This is a genomic window from Streptomyces sp. NPDC001902 (genome assembly GCF_042891295.1).
Taxonomy (GTDB): domain Bacteria; phylum Actinomycetota; class Actinomycetes; order Streptomycetales; family Streptomycetaceae; genus Actinacidiphila.
In genome coordinates this window covers 83,004-105,580 of sequence record NZ_JBIATA010000026.1, presented here as the reverse complement: position 1 = coordinate 105,580, position 22,577 = coordinate 83,004, and the positions used below count along the sequence as shown (strand labels likewise).

The window sequence follows — 22,577 nt, the reverse complement described above, 5'->3', positions numbered from 1 at the left end:
CGGAGGCGGAGAACGTGAACCTGCTGCTCGCCGAGGTCGCCCAGGCGACCCAGCGGCTGGCCGACGCCGGCGTTCCCTCGCCGCGGTTCGACGCCGAGGAGCTCGCGGCGTACGTACACGGGGTGAAGCGCGGCGCGCTGCACACCGTCGCCGACGCCGACTTCGACGCGCGCTACTGGGAGGCCGTGGCCCGCCGTGAGGCCCGCGAGCCGCTGCAGCACATCACGGGCCGCGCGTTCTTCCGGTACCTGGAGCTCCAGGTGGGTCCCGGGGTCTTCGTGCCCCGCCCGGAGACCGAGTCGGTCGTCGGGTGGGCCATAGACGCCGTGCGCGCCATGGACGTCGCCGAGCCGCTCATCGTCGACCTGTGCACCGGTTCGGGCGCCATCGCGCTCGCCCTGGCGCAGGAGGTGCCGCGCAGCCGGGTGCACGCGGTGGAGCTGTCCGACGAGGCGCTGGTGTGGGCCCGCAAGAACGTCGAGGGCAGCAAGGTCGACCTGCGGCAGGGCAACGCCCTGGAGGCCTTCCAGGACCTCAACGGCCAGGTGGACCTGGTGATCTCCAACCCGCCCTACATCCCGCTCACCGAATGGGAGCACGTGGCGCCGGAGGCCCGCGACCACGACCCCGAGATGGCGTTGTTCTCCGGTGAGGACGGCCTGGACACCATCCGCGGCATCGAGCGCACCGCGCACCGGCTGCTGCGGCCGGGCGGGGTCGTCGTCATCGAGCACGCCGACACCCAGGGCGGCCAGGTGCCCTGGATCTTCACCGAGGAGGCCGGCTGGGCGGACGCCGCCGACCACCCCGACCTCAACAACCGTCCCCGGTTCACCACTGCCCGCAAGGCGACGCCGTGACCACGGCGCCACACGTCATGGAGGTCTGCTGATGGCACGGCGTTACGACTGCTCGGACGCGACGGACCGGGTTGCCGGACTGCGTGAGGCCGCGTCCGCCGTACGCCGCGGCGAGCTCGTGGTGCTGCCCACCGACACCGTCTACGGGATCGGCGCGGACGCGTTCAACACCGAGGCCGTCGGCGACCTGCTGGAGGCCAAGGGCCGGGGCCGCAACATGCCCTCGCCCGTCCTGGTCGGCTCCCCGAACACCCTGCACGGCCTGGTCACCGACTTCAGCGAGCAGGCCTGGGAGCTGGTCGACGCCTTCTGGCCGGGTGCCCTCACCCTCGTCGCCCGTCACCAGCCGTCGCTCCAGTGGGACCTGGGGGACACCCGCGGCACCGTGGCCGTCCGCATGCCGCTGCACCCGGTCGCCATCGAACTGCTGACCGAGACCGGCCCGATGGCCGTCTCCAGCGCCAACCTGACCGGTCACCCCTCCCCGCAGGACTGCGACGCGGCGCAGGAGATGCTCGGGGACTCCGTCGCGATCTACCTCGACGGCGGCCCGACGCCCGCGGCCGTACCGTCCTCGATCGTGGACGTCACCGGCAAGGTGCCAGTCCTGCTGCGGGCGGGCGCGATCAGCGCGGAGCAGCTCCGTGAGGTCGTCCCCGACCTGGAGGTCGGCAATTGACACCGCCCATACCCGGGCAGTGGGATCACGGCGAGCGCCCGTTCCGCATCCTCCACGTCTGCACCGGCAACGTCTGCCGCTCGCCCATGGCCGAGCGGCTGACCCGGCACGAGCTGACGCTGCGGCTCGGTGACGGCGCGGCGGGGATCGTCGTGGAGAGCGCCGGCACCTGGGGGCACGAGGGCTCGCCGATGGAGGCGCACGCCGCCACGGTGCTCGCCGAGTACGCCGCCGACCCCACGGGGTTCCTCGGCCGCGAACTCCTCGACGACCATGTGATCGACGCCGACCTCGTCCTGACCGCGACCCGCGACCACCGCGCCCAGGTGATCTCCATGGGGCACGCGGCGGGGCTGCGCACCTTCACGCTCAAGGAGTTCACCCGGCTGGTGAAGGCGATAGACCCGGCGACGCTGCCGGAGGGCAGCGTGACCGAGCGCGCGCGGTCCCTGGTGCGCGCCGCCGCGGCCCTGCGCGGGTGGCTGCTGGCGCCCACCCCCGACGCGGACGAGGTGTACGACCCGTACGGCGCCCCGCTGACGTTCTTCCGCAGCATCGGCGAGGAGATCCACGACGCGCTGGACCCCGTCCTGACCGCGCTCACCGGGATGCCGGCGCCCACCGCCTGACTGCCCCGGGCGGAAGGTTTCAGCACGACGCAGGTGGCCCTCGGGGTGGCTGCCGCGGCACGGGCGGCGCGGCCCCTGGCGGAAACCCGGCCCCCGGTGGAGCACAACGCGGCGCGAAATGTCCGGAAGGGTGCAACAGTGGCAGGTGAGAACCTTCCCAGCCGCCCCCGGGAGCGCCGCCATGCCCACCGCGGAAGCGTCTTCACCCCACATAGTCACCCCCACGCTCCCGGCCTGGGGCCGCGGCCTCGACGAGCTGCGCGCCCATGACCCCGAGCTGGCCGACATCCTCCTCGGGGAGGCCCAGCGGCAGGCCTCGTGCCTGCAGTTGATCGCCGGCGAGAACTTCACCTCCCCGGCCGTCCTGACGGCGCTCGGCTCGCCGCTCGCCAACAAGTACGCCGAGGGCTACCCCGGTCACCGCCACCACGCCGGGTGCGAGCTGGTGGACCTGGCCGAGCGGCTGGCCGTCGAAAGGGCCACACGGTTGTTCGGAGCCGCGCACGCGAACGTGCAGCCCTACTCCGGCTCCTCGGCCGTGCTGGCCGCCTACGCGGCCCTCCTGGTCCCCGGGGACACCGTCCTGGCGATGTCGCTGGCCCACGGCGGCCACCTCACCCACGGATCCGAGTCGAACTTCTCCGGCCGCTGGTTCCGCTTCGCCGGCTACGGGGTGACGCGGGGCGGGACCTTCGAGGAGGGCGGCCTGATCGACTACGAGCAGTTGCGGGTCCTGGCCCACCGCCACCGCCCGAAGGCGATCGTCTGCGGCGGCATCGCCTACCCCCGGCACATCGACTACGCCGTCTTCCGGGAGATCGCGGACGACGTCGGTGCGTACCTGATCGTGGACGCCGCGCACACGCTCGGCCTGGTCGCCGGCGGGGCCGCCCCCAACCCGGTGCCGTACGCGGACGTGGTGTGCGCCACCACGCACAAGACGCTCCGCGGCCCGCGTGGCGGGCTGGTCCTGTGCGGCGCGGACCTGGCCCAGCGCATCGACCGGGCGGTCTTCCCGTTCTCGCAGGGCGGCCCCCACATGCACGCCGTCGCGGCGAAGGCGGTGGCCCTCGCGGAGGCGGCGCGGCCGGAGTTCGCGCTCTACGCGCACCAGGTCGTCGCCAACGCCCGCACGCTCGCCGGGGCGCTCTCCGCGCGCGGCCTGCGCATCGCCACCGGCGGCACGGACACGCACCTGATCGCCGCCGACGTCTCGGCCCTGGGGGTCACCGGGATGCGCGCCCGCGGGCTGTGCGCGGCCGCCGGGATCGTGCTGGACAAGTACACGCTGCCGTACGACACGGAGCCCTGCGCGGCCGGTTCCGGCATCCGTCTGGGCACCGCGTCGGTGACCACCCAGGGGATGGGCGAGGAGCAGATGCCGCAGGTCGCGGACCTGATCGTGCGGGCGCTGCGGGAGGAGCGGGGACTGGCGGGCGAGGTCGCGGAACTGGTCGAGGGCTTCCCTCCGTACCCCGGCTGAGACGCGCTTCACAGGGGGCGCGGGCCGACCCCGGGAGTGGTGTGTGCAACCCTGGGTACCCGCTGTGAGTCTTCGTCTGTGTTTACAGTCGCCACCCGGACGCGAATAGGGTGTGGCCGTGCGCGAGTACCTCTTGACCCTCTGCGTGGCAGCCGCCGTGACCTACCTCCTCACGGGGCCGGTGCGGAAGTTCGCCATCGCGGCGGGCGCCATGCCCGAGATCCGTGATCGTGACGTCCACCGCGAACCCACGCCACGCCTCGGCGGCATCGCCATGTTCGGCGGTCTGTGCGCGGGCCTGCTAGTGGCGGCCCACCTGACCAACCTCAAGAGCGTCTTCGAGCTCTCCAACGAGCCACGGGCACTGCTCTCCGGCGCCGGGCTGATCTGGCTGCTGGGCGTGCTGGACGACAAGTGGGGCGTGGACGCGCTGATCAAGCTGGGCGCGCAGATGATCGCCGCCGGCGTGATGGTGCTGCAGGGTCTGACCGTGCTGTGGCTGCCGATCCCGGGCAAGGGCATCGTCGCGCTCACACCGGTGCAGTCGACCCTGCTGACCGTGGCCCTGGTCGTGATCACGATCAACGCGGTGAACTTCGTCGACGGACTCGACGGACTCGCGTCCGGAATGGTGTGCATCGCCGCGATCGCGTTCTTCATGTACGCCTACCGCATCTGGTACGGATACGGCATCGAGGCCGCCGCCCCGGCGACGCTGTTCAGCGCGATCCTCATCGGGATGTGCCTGGGCTTCCTGCCGCACAACTTCCACCCCGCGCGGATCTTCATGGGTGACTCGGGCTCGATGCTGATCGGCCTGGTGCTGGCCTCCGGCGCGATCTCCATCACCGGCCAGACCGACCCCGACGCCATCACCAACCTCACCGGCTCGACCCGGGACACCACGCACTTCATGGTGCCGGTCTACATGCCGCTGCTGCTGCCGCTGACGCTCATCGCGATCCCGGCGGCCGACCTGGTGCTGGCCATCGTGCGCCGCACCTGGAACGGGCAGTCGCCGTTCGCCGCCGACCGCGGCCACCTCCACCACCGGCTGCTGGACATCGGCCACTCGCACAGCCGGGCCGTGTGGATCATGTACTTCTGGTCCGCGCTGATCTCCTTCGGCGCGGTCGCCTTCTCGGTCAACTCCTCCAGCCTGTGGATCGTCCTGGGCATCGTGATGCTGAGCGCCATGGGACTGATCGCCCTGCTCATGCCGCGCTTCCGGCCCCGGGCCCCGCGCTGGGCCGAGGCGTTCGTCCCGCCGCGCTACCGCCGTACCCGGGTGGAGGCCGCGCAGGCGGCGCACGCCGCCGCGGCGGCCACGATCGCCGCGGGGGAGGCCCCCGGCGTCAACGGCGCGACCGCGCTCAGCGCTCGGTCCCTGGTGGACGCCGGACGGGGCGCGGGCACCCGTCCGTAGGCCGGCCGCGCGATAGCACAGCCGTGGTGCGGCGTCAGGTAGGCGCCACGACGGTTACTCCTTCCGTGTGACAGGTCACACACGAACCGGGTAAAGACCTCATCAAATAGTTTGTGATACCGTTCACGAGAACCCGGAATCAAGCCGAAAGACCCTAGTGCGATGGTCTTCCGGCGTGAGGCATGTCCTCGCAGCCGGGCTACCCTCGTCCTCGACGACCCCTGTACCCCAACCTCGCCGGAGGAGCTGCCGCCATGCAGTCCAACGACGTCCGAACGCTCCTGAACTGCGCCGTGCCCGCCGCTGCCGCGGGGGTGATCGCGGTGGCTGTGTCAGGCATGCTCGCGGGCGGCAAGGGCGCGATCGGCGCGGGCTTCGGCGCGGTGGTGGTGATCGTGTTCATGGGAATCGGTCTGACGGTGCTTCAGCGCACCGCCCGTTCCTACCCCACGCTGTTCCAGGCGATGGGCCTGATGCTCTACACCGTGCAGCTGCTGCTCCTGGCCATCGTGCTGGCCGTGTTCAAGCACACGACGCTGTTCGACACCCAGGTGTTCGCCTTCACCCTGCTCGGTACGACCCTGGTGTGGATCGCCGCCCAGGCCCGTGCTCATATGAAGACCAAGATGCTGTACGTGGAGCCCGGATCCGCCGGAACTCCGTCGTGAACAGCAGGGCCGGTGCGGGCGAACTTCCGCTCGTTTGCTATCGTCCGGTCTCAACTGCGGCAGAGCTGGCGCGGGTGGCAGTCATGCCTTCGCAACAGCCCATCGGCTCAGCGCCCACCCGCCGCCCCCACATCCGTAAGACCAGTCCAGTGCCGTTCCGTGGCCACGTGCCGCGCCGACACGTAGAGGTTGCCGTACCTATGCGTCACGCTGAAGGAGCTCTCGGTGAGTGATGTAACGACGCTCGCCTTCGAGACGAACTGCCACATCTTCGACGGGTGCGGCTTCCCGGCCCCCGGCCTGCACTCCTTCCTCTTCAAGCCGTTGATCGGCGACGCGGACAGCAGCGCCTACTTCAACAAGACGATGCTGCTGGCGCTGCTGGGCAGCATCGTGATCGTCGGCTTCTTCTGGGCTGCCTTCGCCAAGCCGAAGATCGTCCCCGGCAAGCTGCAGATGGTCGCCGAGGCCGGCTACGACTTCGTGCGCCGCGGGATCGTCTACGAGACGATCGGCAAGCGTGACGGCGAGAAGTACGTGCCCTTCATGGTGGCGCTGTTCTTCTTCGTCTGGATCATGAACCTGTGGTCGATCGTGCCGATCGCCCAGTTCCCCGTCACGGCGATCATCAGCTACCCGGCCGCGCTGGCCGCGATCGTCTACGTCACGTGGATGTCGCTGACCTTCAAGAAGCACGGCTTCGTCGGCGGCTGGAAGAACATCACCGGCTACGACAAGAACCTCGGCGCGGTGCTGCCGATGGTCGTCGGCCTGGAGTTCCTCTCCAACGTGATCGTCCGGCCGTTCACGCACGCGGTGCGACTGTTCGCCAACATGTTCGCGGGTCACGTCCTGCTGCTGCTGTTCACCATCGCCAGCTGGTACCTGCTCAACGGGATCGGCATCGCCTACGCCGGCGTCTCGTTCGTGATGGTCATCGTGATGACCGCCTTCGAGCTCTTCATCCAGGCCGTCCAGGCGTACGTCTTCGTGCTGCTGGCCTGCTCCTACGTCCAGGGCGCGCTCGCCGAGCACCACTGAGCACCCGCGCGACGCACAGCCCCCCGATTGTCCGGTGGCCAACCCCCACCGGTCCGTGAAAGAGAAGGAAGAAACAGCATGTCCGCTGTGAACCTCGCCGCCACCCAGATCCTCGGCAACCTGGGCTCCATCGGCTACGGCCTCGCGGCCATCGGCCCCGGCGTCGGCATCGGCATCATCTTCGGCAACGGTACGCAGGCCCTCGCCCGCCAGCCCGAGGCCGCCGGCCTGATCCGCGCCAACCAGATCCTCGGCTTCGCCTTCTGTGAGGCGCTCGCGCTGATCGGTCTGGTCATGCCGTTCGTCTACCCGACCTCCTGAGTCCGGGCTGACGAGACCAACCCCTTTCGACGGAAGGCACTGATGTGAACGCCCTGGCACAGCTGGCGGCCGAGGAGGCGGAGAACCCCCTCATCCCGCCGATCCCAGAGCTCGTCATCGGTCTCATCGCCTTCGCCATCGTCTTCTTCTTCCTCGCCAAGAAGCTCCTCCCGAACATCAACAAGGTTCTGGACGAGCGGCGCGAGGCCATCGAGGGCGGCATGGAGAAGGCCGAGGCCGCACAGGCCGAGGCTCAGCGGACCCTCGAGGAGTACAAGCAGTCGCTCTCCGAGGCCCGCCACGAGGCCGCGCGTCTGCGCCAGGAGGCGCAGGAGCAGGGCGCCGCGCTCATCGCCGAGATGCGCGCGGAAGGCCAGCGGCAGCGTGAGGAGATCATCGCCGCCGGTCACGCCCAGATCGAGGCCGACCGCCGGTCCGCCGCGCACGCCCTGCGCCAGGACGTCGGCAAGCTCGCCACCGACCTGGCCGGCAAGATCGTCGGTGAGTCCCTCGAGGACACCGCCCGCCAGAGCCGCGTGATCGACCGCTTCCTCGACGAGCTCGAGGAGAAGGCCGAGGCCGCGCGATGAACGGAGCGAGCCGCGAGGCACTGGCCACCGCGCGCGAGCGCCTCGACGCGCTGGCGGACAACACGTCCGTCGACGCGGCGAAGCTCGCCGAGGAGCTGGCCGCCGTCACGGGGCTGCTCGACCGCGAGGGTTCGCTGCGCCGCGCCTTGACCGACCCCGCGCAGCCGGGAGAGGCCAAGGCGGGCCTGGCGCAGGCGGTCCTCGGCGGGCAGATCGGCGGCGAGACGTCCGACCTGGTCGCGGGCATGGTCCGCAGCCGCTGGTCGCAGTCGCGTGATCTGACCGACGCGCTGGAGGAGCTGTCCTACGGCGCCGACCTGATCGCCGCGGAGCGTGCGGGCGTCCTCGACGACGTCGAGGACGAGCTGTTCCGCTTCGGCCGCATCGTCTCCGGCAGCAGCGAGCTGCGGGCGGCGCTGACCGACCGTGCCGCGGGGACCCAGGCGAAGGCGGCCCTGCTGCACTCGCTGCTGGGCGGCCGCGCCAACCCGGTCACCGAGCGGATCGTGGTCCGTCTCGTGACCCACCCACGAGGCCGTAGCCTGGAGGCAGGGATCGACGCCCTGTCCAAGCTGGCGGCGGCGCGCCGTAACCGCACGGTTGCGGTCGTGGTCTCGGCGGTTCCGCTGAGCGACCGGCAGAAGCAGCGCCTCGGCGCCGCGCTGGCCACGATCTACGGCCGGCAGGTGCACCTGAACCTCGACGTGGACCCCGCGGTCCGCGGCGGCATCTCGGTTCGGGTCGGCGACGAGGTCATCGACGGGACCATCGCGGACCGCCTCGAAGAGGCGAGTCGGCGGATGGCCGGCTGAACCAGCCACCAACTCAAAGAGCAGTACCAGCGGCCCGAGTTGGGCCGTAGCGAATACTTCGGGCCCAACAAGGAGAGCAGGGAACCCAGATGGCGGAGCTCACGATCCGGCCGGAGGAGATCCGGGACGCGCTGGAGAACTTCGTCCAGTCGTACAAGCCGGACGCGGCCTCGCGCGAGGAGGTCGGAACGGTCAGCCTGGCCGGCGACGGTATCGCCAAGGTCGAGGGTCTGCCCTCGGTCATGGCGAACGAGCTGCTGAAGTTCGAGGACGGCACCCTCGGTCTCGCCCTCAACCTCGAGGAGCGCGAGATCGGTGCGATCGTCCTCGGCGAGTTCAGCGGCATCGAGGAGGGCCAGCCGGTGCAGCGCACCGGTGAGGTGCTCTCCGTCGCGGTCGGCGAGGGATACCTGGGTCGCGTCGTCGACCCGCTCGGCAACCCGATCGACGGCCTCGGCGAGATCGAGACCGACGGCCGCCGCGCCCTGGAGCTCCAGGCTCCCGGCGTCATGGCCCGTAAGTCCGTGCACGAGCCGATGCAGACCGGCCTCAAGGCCGTCGACGCGATGACCCCGATCGGCCGCGGTCAGCGTCAGCTGATCATCGGCGACCGCCAGACCGGCAAGACCGCCCTGGCGATCGACACGATCATCAACCAGCGTGACAACTGGCGTTCCGGCGACCCCAAGAAGCAGGTCCGCTGCATCTACGTCGCCATCGGCCAGAAGGGCTCCACCATCGCCGGCGTGCGCGCCGCGCTGGAGGAGGCCGGCGCCCTGGAGTACACCACGATCGTGGCGGCCCCGGCGTCCGACCCGGCCGGCTTCAAGTACCTCGCCCCGTACACCGGCTCGGCCATCGGCCAGCACTGGATGTACGACGGCAAGCACGTCCTGATCGTCTTCGACGACCTGTCCAAGCAGGCCGACGCCTACCGCGCCGTCTCCCTGCTGCTGCGCCGCCCGCCGGGCCGTGAGGCCTACCCGGGTGACGTCTTCTACCTGCACTCCCGCCTGCTGGAGCGCTGCGCCAAGCTCTCCGACGAGCTGGGCGCCGGCTCGATGACCGGTCTGCCGGTCGTCGAGACCAAGGCCAACGACGTCTCGGCGTTCATCCCGACCAACGTCATCTCGATCACCGACGGCCAGTGCTTCCTGGAGTCCGACCTGTTCAACGCGGGCCAGCGCCCGGCGCTGAACGTCGGTATCTCGGTCTCCCGAGTCGGTGGCTCGGCGCAGATCAAGGCCATGAAGTCGGTCGCCGGCCGACTGCGCGTGGACCTCGCCCAGTACCGCGAGCTGGAGGCGTTCGCCGCCTTCGGTTCCGACCTGGACGCGGCCTCCAAGGCGCAGCTGGAGCGCGGCAAGCGCATGGTCGAGCTGCTGAAGCAGGGCCAGTACGCCCCGTTCCCGATCGAGGACCAGGTCGTCTCCATCTGGGCCGGCACCACCGGCAAGCTGGACGACGTGCCCGTCGAGGACATCCGCCGCTTCGAGCGCGAGCTGCTGGACTACCTCCGCCGCGAGAAGAAGGACCTCCTGCTGAGCATCGCCGAGACCGGCAAGCTCGGCGACGACACGGTCGAGGCCCTGACCGACGCGGTCGCGGAGTTCAAGAAGCAGTTCGAGACCTCGGACGGCAAGCTGCTGGGTGAGGGCTGAGCATGGGCGCCCAGCTTCGGGTATACAAGCGCCGCATCAAGTCCGTCACCGCGACCAAGAAGATCACGAAGGCGATGGAGATGATCTCCGCGTCCCGGATCGTCAAGGCCCAGCGCCAGGTCCACGCCTCGTCCCCGTACGCCGACGAACTCACCCGCGCGGTGGCCGCGGTCGCGACCGGTTCGAACACGAACCACCCGCTGACCACGGAGACCGAGAACCCGACGCGCGCCGCGGTGCTGCTCATCACGAGCGACCGCGGTCTGGCCGGCGGCTACTCGTCCAACGCGATCAAGGCCGCCGACCGGCTCACCGAGCAGTTGCGCTCGGAGGGCAAGGAGGTCGTCCACTACATCGTCGGCCGCAAGGGCGTGGCGTACTACGGCTTCCGTGAGCGCGCGATCGAGGACTCGTGGACCGGGTTCACCGACAAGCCGACGTACGCGGACGCCAAGTCGGTCGCCGACCCGCTGATCGAGGTGGTCCTCAAGGACACCGCCGAGGGCGGCGTGGACGAGCTGCACATCATCTTCACGGAGTTCGTGTCGATGCTGACGCAGGCGCCGGTGGAGAAGCGGCTGCTGCCGCTCTCGCTCGTCGACGCCACCGGTGGCGAGGCCCGCAAGGAGGGGGAGATCCTCCCCCTGTACGACTTCGAGCCGTCGGCTGAGGGCGTCCTGGACGCACTGCTGCCGCGGTACGTCGAGAGCCGGATCTACAACGCGCTGCTGCAGGGTGCCGCTTCCGAGCACGCCGCCCGCCGCCGCGCGATGAAGTCGGCGACCGACAACGCCGAGGAGCTCATCAAGACGCTCACGCGGCTTGCCAACCAGGCCCGCCAGGCCGAAATCACCCAGGAAATCAGCGAGATCGTCGGTGGCTCCAGCGCCCTGGCCGACGCGTCTGCGGGGAGTGACTAATCATGACCACCACTGTTGAGACGGCCGCTGCCACGGGCCGCGTCGCCCGGGTCATCGGCCCGGTCGTCGACGTGGAGTTCCCCGTCGACGCCATGCCGGAGATCTACAACGCCCTCACCGTCGAGGTCGCCGACCCGGCCGAGGCCGGCAAGAAGAAGACGCTGACCCTCGAGGTCGCCCAGCACCTGGGCGACGGCGTGGTCCGCGCGATCTCGATGCAGCCCACCGACGGTCTGGTCCGCCAGGCCTCGGTGACCGACACGGGCACGGGCATCACCGTCCCCGTCGGCGACTTCACCAAGGGCAAGGTGTTCAACACCCTCGGTGAGGTGCTGAACGTCCCCGAGGAGAACGCCAACGTCGGCGAGCGCTGGACGATCCACCGCAAGGCGCCGAAGTTCGAGGACCTCGAGTCCAAGACCGAGATGTTCGAGACCGGCCTGAAGGTCGTCGACCTGCTGACCCCGTACGTCAAGGGCGGCAAGATCGGTCTGTTCGGCGGCGCCGGTGTCGGCAAGACCGTCCTCATCCAGGAAATGATCATGCGTGTGGCGAAGCTGCACGAGGGCGTTTCCGTGTTCGCCGGCGTCGGCGAGCGCACCCGTGAGGGCAACGACCTGATCCAGGAGATGGAGGAGTCCGGCGTCCTGGACAAGACCGCCCTGGTCTTCGGCCAGATGGACGAGCCCCCGGGCACCCGTCTGCGCGTGGCGCTGGCCGGTCTGACCATGGCGGAGTACTTCCGCGATGTGCAGAAGCAGGACGTGCTGTTCTTCATCGACAACATCTTCCGCTTCACCCAGGCCGGTTCCGAGGTCTCCACGCTGCTCGGCCGCATGCCCTCCGCGGTGGGTTACCAGCCGAACCTCGCGGACGAGATGGGCCTCCTCCAGGAGCGCATCACCTCGACCCGTGGTCACTCGATCACCTCGATGCAGGCGATCTACGTCCCCGCGGACGACCTGACCGACCCGGCGCCGGCGACCACCTTCGCCCACCTGGACGCGACGACCGTTCTGTCCCGTCCGATCTCGGAGAAGGGCATCTACCCGGCGGTGGACCCGCTGGACTCGACGTCCCGCATCCTGGACCCCCGCTACATCGCGGCGGACCACTACGAGTGCGCCATGCGCGTCAAGGGGATCCTGCAGAAGTACAAGGACCTCCAGGACATCATCGCGATCCTCGGTATCGACGAGCTGGGCGAGGAGGACAAGCTCACCGTCCACCGCGCCCGCCGCATCGAGCGCTTCCTGTCGCAGAACACCCACGCGGCGAAGCAGTTCACCGGCATCGACGGCTCCGACGTCCCGCTGGACGAGTCGATCTCCGCGTTCAACGCCATCGCCGACGGAAAGTACGACCACTTCCCTGAGCAGGCGTTCTTCATGTGCGGTGGCATCGAGGACCTCGAGCGCAACGCCCGCGAGCTCGGCGTCAGCTGACGCCCGTCGCCTGACGGCTCACCGTGGCAGGGGGCGGACCCTGTGTCCGCCCCCTTGCCGCACCCCCGTTATCCTTTGTTTTATGCACCCGCCGGACGGCGGTGGGTGCCGACCCGAGGAGCCATCTTGGCTGAGCTGCACGTCGAGCTGGTCGCAGCGGACCGCAGTGTCTGGTCCGGCGAGGCCACACTTGTCGTCGCACGCACCGAGTCCGGCGACATCGGCGTCATGCCGAACCACGAGCCGCTGCTGGGCGTGCTCCAGTCCGGTCCGGTGACGATCCGCACCAGCGAGGGCGGCACCGTCGTCGCCGCGGTGCACGGCGGTTTCATCTCCTTCGCGGACAACAAGCTGTCGGTGCTCGCGGAGATCGCCGAGCTCGCCGACGAGATCGACGTCCAGCGTGCGGAGCGGGCTCTGGAGCGTGCGAAGGCCGACGCCGACGCCGCCAGTGAGCGCCGCGCCGAGGTCCGGCTGATCGCCGCGACCAGCGGGTCGCGCTGAGCACCCGGCCCACCGGGCCATGAGCCGCGGGAGGCCCGTGAGGGTGTCCCGCGGCTGCAGTATCCCTATTCGTGACACGGAGCGAGGAGGTCGGTGGGCGTGATCCTCGCTTTTCAGGTGTGCGGGGCCCTGGTGGCGGTGGCGCTGCTGGGGCTGTTCGTCTTCGGGCTGCGGCGCCGGCTGATCCAGCGGCCCGGCGGCACGTTCGACTGCAGCCTGCGGATGCCGCCCACCGGCGCCGGCGAACCCTCCGGCAAGGGCTGGGCGTACGGCGTCGCCCGTTACAGCGGTGACCGGATCGAGTGGTTCCGGGTCTTCTCCTACGCGCCCCGGCCGCGCCGGGTGCTGGAACGCTCCGCCATCGAGGTGCTGCACCGCCGCGTCCCGGAGGGGCAGGAGGAGCTTGCGCTCCTCTCCGACTCCGTGATCCTGGTCTGCGAGCACCGCGGCACCCGTCTGGAACTCGCCATGAGCGACGACGCCCTCACCGGCTTCCTCGCCTGGCTCGAGGCCGCCCCTCCCGGCCAGCGGGTCAACGTGGCCTGACAGGGGTGTCCCCCCCGCTGGTTGGGGGTCCCCCCCGGACGAAGTCTGGGGGAGGGTCAACGTGGCCTGAGGTCTGGTTCCGCCTCCCCGCTGGTTGGGGGTCCCCCCCGGACGAAGTCTGGGGGAGGGTCGACGTGGCCTGACAAGCGCTGTCCGGTCCCGCCGGCCCTACGGCCGTACCGACAGCCCCCATTCCTGCGCCAGCACCGCGGCCTGCACGCGGCTGCGCAGCTCCAGCTTGGCCAGCATGCGGCTGACGTGCGTCTTCGCCGTCGCCTCCGCCATCTCCAGCCGCACCGCGATCTCCGCGTTGGACAGGCCCTCGCCCACGCAGACCAGCACCTCCCGCTCCCGTGGCGTCAGCGCGCCGAGCACGGCGTGGTCGGCCGCCGGCCGCGGCCGCGGGCGGGCGAACTCGCCGATCAGCCGGCGGGTCACCGCGGGCGCGATCATCCCCTCGCCGCGGGCCACCAGCCGTACGCCCTCGATCAGCCGGTCCGCCTCGGTGTCCTTCAGCAGGAATCCCGCGGCGCCCGCCCGCAGCGCCCCGAAGACGTACTCGTCCAGGTCGAAGGTGGTGAGGACGAGCACGTCCGCCAGTCGCTCCGCGACGATCTCCCGGGTCGCGGCGACCCCGTCCAGCCGGGGCATCTGGAGGTCCATGAGGATCACGTCCGGGCGCAGCTCACGGGCGACGCGGACCGCGGCCTCCCCGTCGGCCGCCTCGCCGACCACCTCGATGTCCGGCACCGAGCCCAGGATCAGCACCAGCCCCGCGCGTACCGCGGCCTGGTCCTCGGCGACGACGACCCGGATCATGCGTTCCCCTTCATGGGCAGTACCGCCCGTACCCGCCATGTCGTGCCCTCCCGGCCCGCCTCGAAGGTGCCGCCCAGCAGCTCGGCGCGTTCCCGCATCCCGATCAAGCCACTTCCGGAGCCGGGGGCCCGGGGGTCCGGCCGGTGCCCCGGGCCGCCGATCCGGCAAGGGCTCGCCACGGTCACCGTCAGCACCTCGCCCTCCTGCTCCAGCATGACGGGCACCTCACCGGGCGCCGCGTGCTTCAGGACGTTGGTCAAGGACTCCTGCACGATCCGGTAGGCCGCCAGCTCCACGGGCGCGGGCAGCGCGGCGGCGCCCTCGGGGCGCCCGTCGCGCAGTACGAAGGCCGAGTGCGGGGCCGCCGCGCGCATCTGTTCCAGGAGCGCTTCCATGCCGGCCAGCCGCGGGACGGGGGCCGGTTCCCCGTCCTCGCCCGCCGAGTCGCGCAGCAGCCCGATCAGCCGGCGCATCTCGGACAGGCCCTCGACGCTGTTCTCGCGGATCACTGCCAGCGCCTCGCGGGCCGGGCCCTCGTGGCGGTCCAGGGACAGTGCGGCGGTGGAGTGGATGGCGATCGCGGAGAGGTGGCCCGCCACCATGTCGTGCAGTTCGCGGGCCATCCGGGCCCGCTCGCGGCCCACCGCCTCCCGGCGGTCCAGCTCCGCGAGGAGCGCGGTCTGCTCCGCGCGCAGCCGTTCGTGGGCGGCCTCGTCGCGGTGCCGCCGCACCACCACGCCGGTCCAGGCGGGGGCGACCGAGACCAGGGCACCGACCACACCGATCAGCAGGGACTCGGCGACCGGGTGCACCGCCACGGCGGTGGCGGTGAGCGCGGCCGTGCAGAGCACGCTGACGACGGGCACGACCCGGGTCAGCCGCTTCGGCCCGTACAGGACGGCGGCGTACACGAGGTCGGTGAACATCAGCACGGTCACCAGCAGCGAGCCGATCACGAAGTCCGCGCAGAAGGTGAGCGCGCCGAGGACGATCGCGACGCGGGGCGCGGTCCGCCGCATCAGTTCGCACCCGGCCATGACCACCAGCGGGAGCAGCGGCAGCCAGCGGTGGTCGCCCGCCGGATGGTTCCCCGAGTGGGTGTACAGCCCGAACGCCCACATCGCGAGGCCGCCCGTGAGTCCCGACACGGCGATCAGCACGTCGTCTCGAGGCGGGCGCCGGGCGGCGTTGGTCGTCATGGGCCCATCCCAGCACGCGGCGCGGACGGTGCGCGTCGGCCGGTGGTCGGACCCGGTGCGTACACCGAAGGATGCAGCCGGGTCTCATCAGCGCCGACGACGCGCCCCACCGCGGCCGCGGGGGAGCCTTGCGGCATGTTGGTGACCCTGATCGCCGGGTGCGAGATCGCCTTCTGGGCGCTGCTCGGCGCCGGGCTCGCGGTGCGCTACCTGCTGCGCCGGCCCCGGGCCGGCGCGGCGCTGCTGGTGTGCGTGCCCCTGGTGGACCTGGTGCTGTTGGCCGCGGCGGTGGCCGACCTGCGCGACGGTGGCACGGCCGCCGCCCGGCACGGCCTGGCCGCCGCGTACATCGGCTTCTCCGCCGGCTACGGCCACGGCGTCGTCCGCTGGGCCGACGCACGCTTCGCGCACCGCTTCGCGGGGGGCCCCGAGCCGCCGCCGGCACCGAAGTACGGCAGGGCCCGGGCCCTGCACGAGTGGCGGCTGCTCGGCCGTACCGCGGTGTCCGCCGCGGTCGCGGCCGCCCTGCTGCAACTGGCCGTCTGGCTCGTGGCGGACGCCGGACGCACGGCCGCCCTGCGGGAGTGGCAGGTGCGGATGGCGGCGGCGACCGGGATCCACGCGGTCGTCGCGGCGAGCTACACGCTCTGGCCCAAGCGGGGGCCGGCCGCCTCGCCGCGCACCTGAGCGGGCGGGGTCAGCGGTTCTCGCCGGGCACCCACAACACGTCGCCGACCTCCTTGTTGGCCGTACGGGCCAGGATGAACAGCAGGTCGGACAGCCGGTTGAGGTAGGTGGCGGTGAGCTTGTTCATCGTCCCGCCGTGCTCCTCCAGCGCGGTCCACGTGGACCGCTCGGCGCGGCGGACGACCGTGCACGCCTGGTGGAGCAGCGCGGCGCCCGGGGTGCCGCCCGGCAGGATGAAGCTGCGCAGCTTCTCCAGTTCCTCCAGGAAGCGGTCGCAGTCCGCCTCCAGCCGGTCCACGTAGGTCTGCTCGACGCGCAGCGGCGGGTACTTGGGGTCGGGGACGACGGGCGTCGCGAGGTCGGCGCCGACGTCGAAGAGGTCGTTCTGGACCCGTACGAGGACGGTCACGACCTCCTGCGGGAGCGCGCCGAGGGCGATCGCCACGCCGATCGCCGCGTTCGCCTCATTGGCGTCCGCGTAGGCCGAGATGCGGCTGTCGGTCTTGGCCGTACGGCTCATGTCGCCGAGGGCGGTGGTGCCGTCGTCCCCGGTCCGCGTGTAGATGCGCGTCAGATTGACCATGTGTCGAGCGTAGTCAGGCAGCGCCCGGGGCGCGCCCCGCGACGGGCCCAAGGCGCGGGAGGCGGATGCGGACTCCGGGGGCGGTCCCGGTCAAACTGGACGCGGTTCGCCTGCAACTGGGCGCCGGGGCCCTCAACTGTGCGACGAAGGACACAGGGTGACCCGCCTCTCTTCCTGCTGCGCTCCGCTGTGAAGCGACGTTAAGGTCCCGGCAACAGCATCGAGAAGATAGGTGTGTGCCGTGGCGAAGAAGCTCGCCGTCATCGGAGCCGGCCTGATGGGCTCCGGCATCGCGCAGGTGTCCGCACAAGCGGGTTACGAGGTCGTCCTGCGTGACATCACGGTCGAGGCGCTGGCCAGGGGCAAGGGCGGGATCGAGGCGTCCTACGAGAAGTTCGTCGCCAAGGGGAAGCTCACCGCGCAGGACGCGGCCGCCGCGCTCGCGCGCATCACCACCACCACCGACCTGGACGCGGCCGCCGACGCCGACATCGTCGTCGAGGCCGTCTTCGAGAAGATCGAGGTCAAGCAGGAGATCTTCCGCGCGCTGGACAAGATCGCCAAGGCGGACGCGGTGCTGGCCTCCAACACCTCCGCCATCCCGATCACCAAGATCGCGGCGGTGACGGAGCGCCCGGAGAGCGTGGTCGGCACCCACTTCTTCTCGCCGGTCCCGCTCATGCAGCTGTGCGAGCTGGTCCGCGGCTACAAGACCGGCGACGCGACCCTGGCGCGCGCCAAGGCCTTCGCCGAGGAGATCGGCAAGACGACCATCGTCGTCAACCGGGACGTGGCCGGCTTCGTCACCACCCGGCTGATCGCGGCGCTCGTCGTCGAGGCCACCAAGCTCTACGAGTCGGGCGTCGCCACGGCCGAGGACATCGACATCGCCTGCAAGCTCGGTTTCGGCCACGCGATGGGTCCGCTGGCGACCGCCGACCTCACCGGCGTCGACATCCTGCTGCACGCCGCCGACAACATCTACACCGAGTCCCAGGACGAGAAGTTCGCCCCGCCGGAGCTCATGCGGCGCATGGTCGACGCGGGCGCGCTCGGCCGCAAGAGCGGCGAGGGCTTCTACCGCTACTGACGGAGCGTCAACCGGAAGGGCCCGGTCCGGTGCGGATGGCCGGAGGGCTGGGCCCCTCGGACCCCTCCTGTCACTCGCAAGGGTGAATTCGGTATCGGTTCGCTCACAGACGGCAACCTCTTCGTACGACGGACCGTCAGTTACGTAGAACCACGGCAGTTCCACCCATTCACTCCACGGGGAGGCGTAATGCACATCAGGGGCGATCACGCCGAGCTGGTCGTCGGGGGCCGCCTCGACGTCCGCACCGCGGCGGACGCCCGCAAGGTCCTGCACAGCGCCGTGGACGGCGGCCACGGCGACCTCGTGCTCGACCTGACCGAACTCGACTCGTGGGACGCGACGGGCCTGGGGGTCATCATGGGGGCGCACCGCCGCTGCGGCCGGGCCGACCGGCGCCTGGTCCTGCGGGGCGTGCCCGCGCAGATGCAGCGCCTGCTGGTCGCCACGCGGCTGCACCGCATCCTGGTCATCGAGGGGGGAATCGCGGCAGAAGCACTGCCGCGGACCTAGCGCACCCACCGGGCGCGCCGATACGCAAGCGGCAACCCCGGACAGATTCGGACGCAAGGGCGGCATCGCCGCCCTGGGCTTCGCACACGCTGCGGGAAGGTTTAGGGTTCGGTTCCGGCGTGCCTCAACCCCGTACGCCGAGGAGGGGAGCCGGACCGGTCCCACGGCGCGACCACGGGCCCGGTGGGGCCCTGCTGCGACGCATATGGGGGGCGGAGACTAATGGACCCACACGGACCCGACATGACCGGTGACGAGTACGGCGCACAACAGGACCCCACGGGCTTTGCCGACGCGACATCGGCCGGCGGTGCGGAGGACGGCACCGCGCCGACGCCGCGCGTCGGCCGGCCGCCGCGCGACCCGCTCGCCCTGGAGGTCGGGGCGGGCACGGGGGACGGCGACGCGCCACGCGTCGTCGAACTCCTCGTGGGCGACTGCAGGCTGACCCTCAACCCCGTCGACGGCAGCGAGGTCAGCTCCCTCGCCCCCGGCGACCTGCCCGCACCCGTACGGCGCACGGCGGAGGAACGCGCCGCGCTGACCGCCGCCGCCCGGCCGACGGTGCCGCCGGGGCCACGCGCCCCCGAGCTCCCGCTGCTGGAGCGCGAGGAGGAGCGCAAGCGCCTGGTGCGGCTGCTCTCCCGGGGCCGTTCGGTGCGCGTCACCGGGCCCTCCGGCGCCGGCCGCAGCGTGCTGCTCGACGCGGTGGCCCGGGCCTGCGAGGACCTCGCCCCCGACGGCGTGATCCGGCTCTCGGGCTACCGGCGGACCCCCAGCGACCTGCTGCAGGAGCTCTTCGCCACCGTCTACGACACCGATGACTACCGCCCCGAGCGCAGCCGCCTGCTGGAGCTGCTGCGCGACATCGGCGGGGTCGTCGTCCTGGACGACCTGGAGTTCGGCGGCGCCTCCCTGGAGGAACTGCTCGCGGCGGCGCCCGAGTGCGCCTTCCTGGTGTCCGCGACGCCCGACGTGCCGGCCCCCGCCGGCGACTCCCTGGTCGAAGAGGTCTTCCTCCCCGGACTGCCCCGGGTCGCCTGCCTGGAACTGCTGGAGCTCTCCGCGGGCCGCCCCCTGGTGGAGGAGGAGACCGCCTGGGCGGCCGACCTGTGGTTCGAGTCCGAGGGTCTGCCGCTGCGCTTCGTCCAGGCCGGTGCGCTGCTGCGGCAGCGCGACGCGCTCGGGGCGGAGATCCTCGCGGCCGACGAGTCCGTGTGGGGCGACGTGGACGCGACGGACGAACTTTCCGCCGACGCGCCCTTCGGCACCGAGCCGGGCGCGTCGGCCTCGCACGTGCCGCTGCCCTCGCTCGCCGAGAGCGCCGCGCCCGCCGCCCTGCTCGCCTCCCGCCTCGGCGCCTCGGCGCAGGAGGCGCTGCGCTTCGCGGTGGCCCTGGGCGGCGAGTGCCCGCACCAGGCCCACCTGCCGGCGCTCGTCGGCGACACCCACGGCGATGCCGCGCTCGGCGAGATCGTGGCCGTCGGGCTCGCTGTCCCCGTCGCGGCGCACCACCGCCTGGCGGCCGGTGTGAGCCGCCAACTGGCCCTGGTGGACGGACTGGCCGCGGAGGCCGCCGCCGAGGGCTCACCGCAGGCGCTGGCCGCCGCCCAGCACTACGCCTGGTGGGCCGGGCACCCCTCCGTCACCCCGAAGCGCGTCGCCGCCGAGGCGGAGGCCATCCTCGGCGCCCTGAGCGCCGCCCGCGACGGCGGGCACACCAGCGCGGCCGTGCTCCTGGCCCGCGCGGTGGCGCCCGTCCTGGCGGCCGCCATGCACTGGAGCGCGTGGGAGCGTGCGCTGCGCGTCGGCCAGGAGGCCGCCCGGCTGGCCGGGGAGGTGGCCGAGGAGGCGTACTTCCTCCACGAACTCGGCGTCCTGGCGCTGTGCCTCGGCAACCTGGACCGGGCCCGCAGCGAACTGGAGGCCTCGATAGCCCTGCGCGGCGCCCTCGCGGACCGCCAGGGCACCACGGTGGGGCGCCGCACCCTCGCGCTCGTCGTGGACCGCGCGGGCGGCCCTGTGCCCGGCACGGGCCTCGCGGGCGTCGAGACCCCGGCGGCGGGCACCGACATGTCCGAGGCGCCCACGACGATCATCAGCAAGCGTCTTGCCGCGGCGGCCGCCGCCCCGCGCCGGATCGCCCTCACCGGTTCCCGCCGCAACCTCGTCGCCGCCGGCGCGGGCGCCCTGCTGGCCGCCGTCCTCGGCACCGTCGTCACCCTCGGCACGACGGCCTCCGGCGGTGACCAGAACACACCCATGAACGTCAAGCCGGTCGAGTCCGCCCAGGAGGACAACGCGGACGACGGCTTCCCGGCCGAGGACGCCCCGAGCCCCGGCTCCAGCCGGCGGCCCAGCCCCTCCGCGAGCGGCACCACGCCGGGGTCCACCGGCGGGCCGGGCGCGCCGGGCGGTGCGGTCGACCCGGGTACGGGCGACGGGGGGACCGAGCAGCCGGGGGGCGGGGAGACGTCACCGACGAAGAAGCCGGGCGGTGGGACCCCCGGAAAGCCGACGCCGTCGAAGACGCCGACCAAGTCGCCGACACAGCCCTCGACCACGCCGAGCAGCGAGCCCCCGACGTCCCCCCCGGCGTCGCCGGATCCCACGGAGACGACCGAGCCCAGCGACACCACCAGCGCCGGCGGGCCCTCCGAGACCGCGGTCGCCACCACGGATCCCGGTACCCCGGTGGACGAGTCCTCCACGTCCGGAACGATCGCCTGACCGGCGCCCGTCACGGCGCGGCCGCGGTGGTCTGCCGACCGCCGGGCCGCGCCGTGGTGCGTGCCCGCGGCCGTTCCGGGACCTGGGGTCAGAAGAGGCGGAGCTTGTCGTCCTCGATGCCGCGCAGCGCGTCGTAGTCGAGGACGACGCAGTCGATGCCGCGGTCCGTGGCGAGGACGCGCGCCTGCGGCTTGATCTCCTGGGCCGCGAAGACGCCCTTCACGGGCGCGAGCAGTGGGTCCCGGTTGAGGAGTTCGAGGTAGCGGGTGAGCTGCTCGACGCCGTCGATCTCTCCGCGGCGCTTGATCTCGACGGCGACGGTCGTGCCGGACGCGTCCCGGCCCAGGATGTCCACCGGGCCGATGGCCGTCGGGTACTCGCGGCGGACGAGGCTCCAGCCCTCGCCGAGCACCTCCATGCGGTCGGCCAGCAGCTCCTGGAGGTGGGCCTCGACGCCGTCCTTGATCAGGCCGGGGTCGACCCCGAGTTCGTGCGTGGAGTCGTGCAGCACGTCCTCGATGGTGATGATCAGCTGCTCGCCGGCCTTGTTGGTGACCGTCCAGACCCCGTCCTCACCCTCCTTGAGCGTGCAGGGCGGCGACATCCAGTTCAGCGGCTTGTAGGCACGGTCGTCGGCGTGGACGGAGACGCTGCCGTCGGCCTTGACCAGGAGCAGCCTGGTGGCCGACGGCAGATGGGCGGAGAGCCGGCCCGCGTAGTCCACGGAGCAACGGGCGATGACGAGACGCATGGTCGGCAACGTTACTCGCTACCGGGCGCGGTCGGAAAATGGCCTGTTGTGAGCGCTCGCGCCTAGTGTCATGGGACCTCTCCGCCTACGGTTGTGGGTGGAAGCCGTCGCGCGGGAGAACTCTGGGCGGCTTCTCTCCGTAGTCCGTCTGACTCCTCGGACAGGGGGGTCACGAGAGGAGTACTCATGTCGCTCGACGTCTCACCGGCCCTCCTCGAACAGGCCGAGCGAGGCGAGGTCGACGAACGGGAATTCGTCGACTGCGTCCGGACTTCCCTGCCTTACGCATGGGACATGATCAGCTCTCTGGCGGCACAACTCAAGGTGGACGGCGGCGAGTTCGCCGACAACCAGGTACCTCCGCCGGACGAGCACGCGCGCGGGCAGCTGCTCCGCGCCCTGGCGAGTGACGCGATACGGGGGGCCCTGCAGCGGCACTTCGGGGTCCGGCTGGCGTTCCAGAACTGCCACCGGGTCGCGGTGTTCCCGCTGGACCCGGCGGTCGACGGGCGTTACGCCACCTTCACCTCCGTACGCGCACAGCTGCTGAACCAGTCCCCGGAGCTGCGGGACTGCTGAACCGGGCAGGGTGCTCCCGCCGTTGGTCGCACCACTGCTCT

At 71.5% G+C, this 22,577-nt stretch carries 24 protein-coding genes; 20 read left to right on the top strand and 4 right to left on the bottom strand.

Annotated features, from left to right (window positions below; all coding sequences use genetic code 11):
• The first annotated feature begins 14 nt into the window (after window positions 1–14).
• The 15 genes from prmC to ACFYYN_RS33300 all read left to right on the top strand — a co-directional run bounded on the left by prmC (window position 15) and on the right by ACFYYN_RS33300 (window position 13,585).
• Window positions 15–860, top strand: coding sequence for a N5-glutamine methyltransferase family protein (prmC, locus tag ACFYYN_RS33370; protein ID WP_499514031.1), 846 nt, complete (start codon window positions 15–17; stop codon window positions 858–860).
• A gap of 31 nt (window positions 861–891) precedes the next feature.
• Window positions 892–1,539, top strand: coding sequence for an L-threonylcarbamoyladenylate synthase (locus ACFYYN_RS33365; RefSeq protein ID WP_500325356.1), 648 nt, complete (start codon window positions 892–894; stop codon window positions 1,537–1,539).
• The gene (locus ACFYYN_RS33360) at window positions 1,536–2,168 is read left to right on the top strand and encodes an arsenate reductase/protein-tyrosine-phosphatase family protein (RefSeq protein ID WP_499514033.1); all 633 of its coding nucleotides are present in this window, start codon (window positions 1,536–1,538) and stop codon (window positions 2,166–2,168) included. The genes ACFYYN_RS33365 and ACFYYN_RS33360 overlap by 4 nt, the downstream gene beginning before the upstream one ends.
• Before the next feature lie 181 nt (window positions 2,169–2,349).
• Complete coding sequence (gene glyA, locus ACFYYN_RS33355) at window positions 2,350–3,651, top strand: serine hydroxymethyltransferase (RefSeq protein WP_500548687.1); 1,302 nt, start codon at window positions 2,350–2,352, stop codon at window positions 3,649–3,651.
• Between the two features lie 118 nt (window positions 3,652–3,769).
• Window positions 3,770–5,077, top strand: a complete 1,308-nt coding sequence (locus tag ACFYYN_RS33350) for an MraY family glycosyltransferase (protein ID WP_500325352.1) — start codon at window positions 3,770–3,772, stop codon at window positions 5,075–5,077.
• Window positions 5,078–5,331: 254 nt separating this feature from the next.
• The gene (locus ACFYYN_RS33345) at window positions 5,332–5,745 is read left to right on the top strand and encodes a Cg1360 family ATP-synthase-associated protein (protein ID WP_499514036.1); all 414 of its coding nucleotides are present in this window, start codon (window positions 5,332–5,334) and stop codon (window positions 5,743–5,745) included.
• Window positions 5,746–5,955: 210 nt separating this feature from the next.
• A complete protein-coding gene (atpB, locus tag ACFYYN_RS33340) occupies window positions 5,956–6,786 on the top strand; it encodes a F0F1 ATP synthase subunit A (protein WP_431965728.1) in 831 nt (276 codons plus the stop codon).
• A gap of 78 nt (window positions 6,787–6,864) precedes the next feature.
• Window positions 6,865–7,107, top strand: a complete 243-nt coding sequence (gene atpE, locus ACFYYN_RS33335) for an ATP synthase F0 subunit C (RefSeq protein ID WP_018563527.1) — start codon at window positions 6,865–6,867, stop codon at window positions 7,105–7,107.
• A 44-nt stretch (window positions 7,108–7,151) separates the two neighbouring features.
• Entirely contained in the window at window positions 7,152–7,697 is a 546-nt protein-coding gene (locus ACFYYN_RS33330) for a F0F1 ATP synthase subunit B (RefSeq protein WP_018563526.1), read from the top strand.
• Window positions 7,694–8,509, top strand: coding sequence for a F0F1 ATP synthase subunit delta (locus tag ACFYYN_RS33325; protein ID WP_500325350.1), 816 nt, complete (start codon window positions 7,694–7,696; stop codon window positions 8,507–8,509). Before ACFYYN_RS33330 ends, ACFYYN_RS33325 begins: the two co-directional genes overlap by 4 nt.
• An 89-nt stretch (window positions 8,510–8,598) precedes the next feature.
• On the top strand, window positions 8,599–10,170 hold the full coding sequence (gene atpA / locus ACFYYN_RS33320; RefSeq protein WP_431965637.1) for a F0F1 ATP synthase subunit alpha: 1,572 nt from the start codon (window positions 8,599–8,601) through the stop codon (window positions 10,168–10,170).
• A gap of 2 nt (window positions 10,171–10,172) precedes the next feature.
• A complete protein-coding gene (locus ACFYYN_RS33315) occupies window positions 10,173–11,090 on the top strand; it encodes a F0F1 ATP synthase subunit gamma (protein WP_499514039.1) in 918 nt (305 codons plus the stop codon).
• A 2-nt stretch (window positions 11,091–11,092) separates the two neighbouring features.
• Window positions 11,093–12,535 carry a F0F1 ATP synthase subunit beta gene (gene atpD / locus ACFYYN_RS33310; RefSeq protein ID WP_499514040.1) on the top strand — a complete coding sequence of 481 codons (1,443 nt, stop codon included), beginning with the start codon at window positions 11,093–11,095 and terminating at the stop codon, window positions 12,533–12,535.
• A gap of 123 nt (window positions 12,536–12,658) precedes the next feature.
• Window positions 12,659–13,039 (top strand): F0F1 ATP synthase subunit epsilon, encoded by a 381-nt coding sequence (locus ACFYYN_RS33305; RefSeq protein ID WP_499516949.1) that lies wholly within the window; start codon window positions 12,659–12,661, stop codon window positions 13,037–13,039.
• Window positions 13,040–13,138: 99 nt separating this feature from the next.
• Complete coding sequence (locus ACFYYN_RS33300) at window positions 13,139–13,585, top strand: DUF2550 domain-containing protein (protein ID WP_499514041.1); 447 nt, start codon at window positions 13,139–13,141, stop codon at window positions 13,583–13,585.
• Window positions 13,586–13,753: 168 nt separating this feature from the next.
• Here the strand turns inward: ACFYYN_RS33300 and ACFYYN_RS33295 are convergent, their stop codons facing one another.
• Window positions 13,754–14,404: a response regulator gene (locus tag ACFYYN_RS33295; protein WP_500548686.1), complete on the bottom strand. Its 651-nt coding sequence runs from the start codon at window positions 14,402–14,404 to the stop codon at window positions 13,754–13,756.
• On the bottom strand, window positions 14,401–15,603 hold the full coding sequence (locus ACFYYN_RS33290; RefSeq protein ID WP_500548685.1) for a sensor histidine kinase: 1,203 nt from the start codon (window positions 15,601–15,603) through the stop codon (window positions 14,401–14,403). The genes ACFYYN_RS33295 and ACFYYN_RS33290 overlap by 4 nt, the downstream gene beginning before the upstream one ends.
• 135 nt (window positions 15,604–15,738) lie before the next feature.
• On the opposite strand from ACFYYN_RS33290, the gene ACFYYN_RS33285 reads away from it, so the two are divergent.
• Entirely contained in the window at window positions 15,739–16,290 is a 552-nt protein-coding gene (locus ACFYYN_RS33285) for a hypothetical protein (protein WP_500548684.1), read from the top strand.
• A 10-nt stretch (window positions 16,291–16,300) separates the two neighbouring features.
• Here the strand turns inward: ACFYYN_RS33285 and ACFYYN_RS33280 are convergent, their stop codons facing one another.
• A complete protein-coding gene (locus tag ACFYYN_RS33280; RefSeq protein WP_500548683.1) occupies window positions 16,301–16,873 on the bottom strand; it encodes a cob(I)yrinic acid a,c-diamide adenosyltransferase in 573 nt (190 codons plus the stop codon).
• Between the two features lie 241 nt (window positions 16,874–17,114).
• Between ACFYYN_RS33280 and ACFYYN_RS33275 the strand changes: the two genes are divergently transcribed.
• The 3 genes from ACFYYN_RS33275 to ACFYYN_RS33265 all read left to right on the top strand — a co-directional run bounded on the left by ACFYYN_RS33275 (window position 17,115) and on the right by ACFYYN_RS33265 (window position 21,206).
• Window positions 17,115–17,963: a 3-hydroxyacyl-CoA dehydrogenase family protein gene (locus ACFYYN_RS33275; protein ID WP_500358252.1), complete on the top strand. Its 849-nt coding sequence runs from the start codon at window positions 17,115–17,117 to the stop codon at window positions 17,961–17,963.
• 189 nt (window positions 17,964–18,152) lie between these two features.
• Window positions 18,153–18,476 (top strand): STAS domain-containing protein, encoded by a 324-nt coding sequence (locus tag ACFYYN_RS33270; RefSeq protein ID WP_018563514.1) that lies wholly within the window; start codon window positions 18,153–18,155, stop codon window positions 18,474–18,476.
• 243 nt (window positions 18,477–18,719) lie between these two features.
• Window positions 18,720–21,206 (top strand): ATP-binding protein, encoded by a 2,487-nt coding sequence (locus ACFYYN_RS33265; protein WP_500548682.1) that lies wholly within the window; start codon window positions 18,720–18,722, stop codon window positions 21,204–21,206.
• A gap of 88 nt (window positions 21,207–21,294) precedes the next feature.
• On the opposite strand, the gene nucS is transcribed toward ACFYYN_RS33265, so the two are convergent.
• Window positions 21,295–21,957 (bottom strand): endonuclease, encoded by a 663-nt coding sequence (gene nucS / locus ACFYYN_RS33260; protein WP_499514048.1) that lies wholly within the window; start codon window positions 21,955–21,957, stop codon window positions 21,295–21,297.
• Between the two features lie 186 nt (window positions 21,958–22,143).
• Between nucS and ACFYYN_RS33255 the strand changes: the two genes are divergently transcribed.
• Complete coding sequence (locus ACFYYN_RS33255) at window positions 22,144–22,536, top strand: SCO5389 family protein (RefSeq protein WP_018563511.1); 393 nt, start codon at window positions 22,144–22,146, stop codon at window positions 22,534–22,536.
• The last annotated feature ends 41 nt before the right edge of the window (window positions 22,537–22,577 follow it).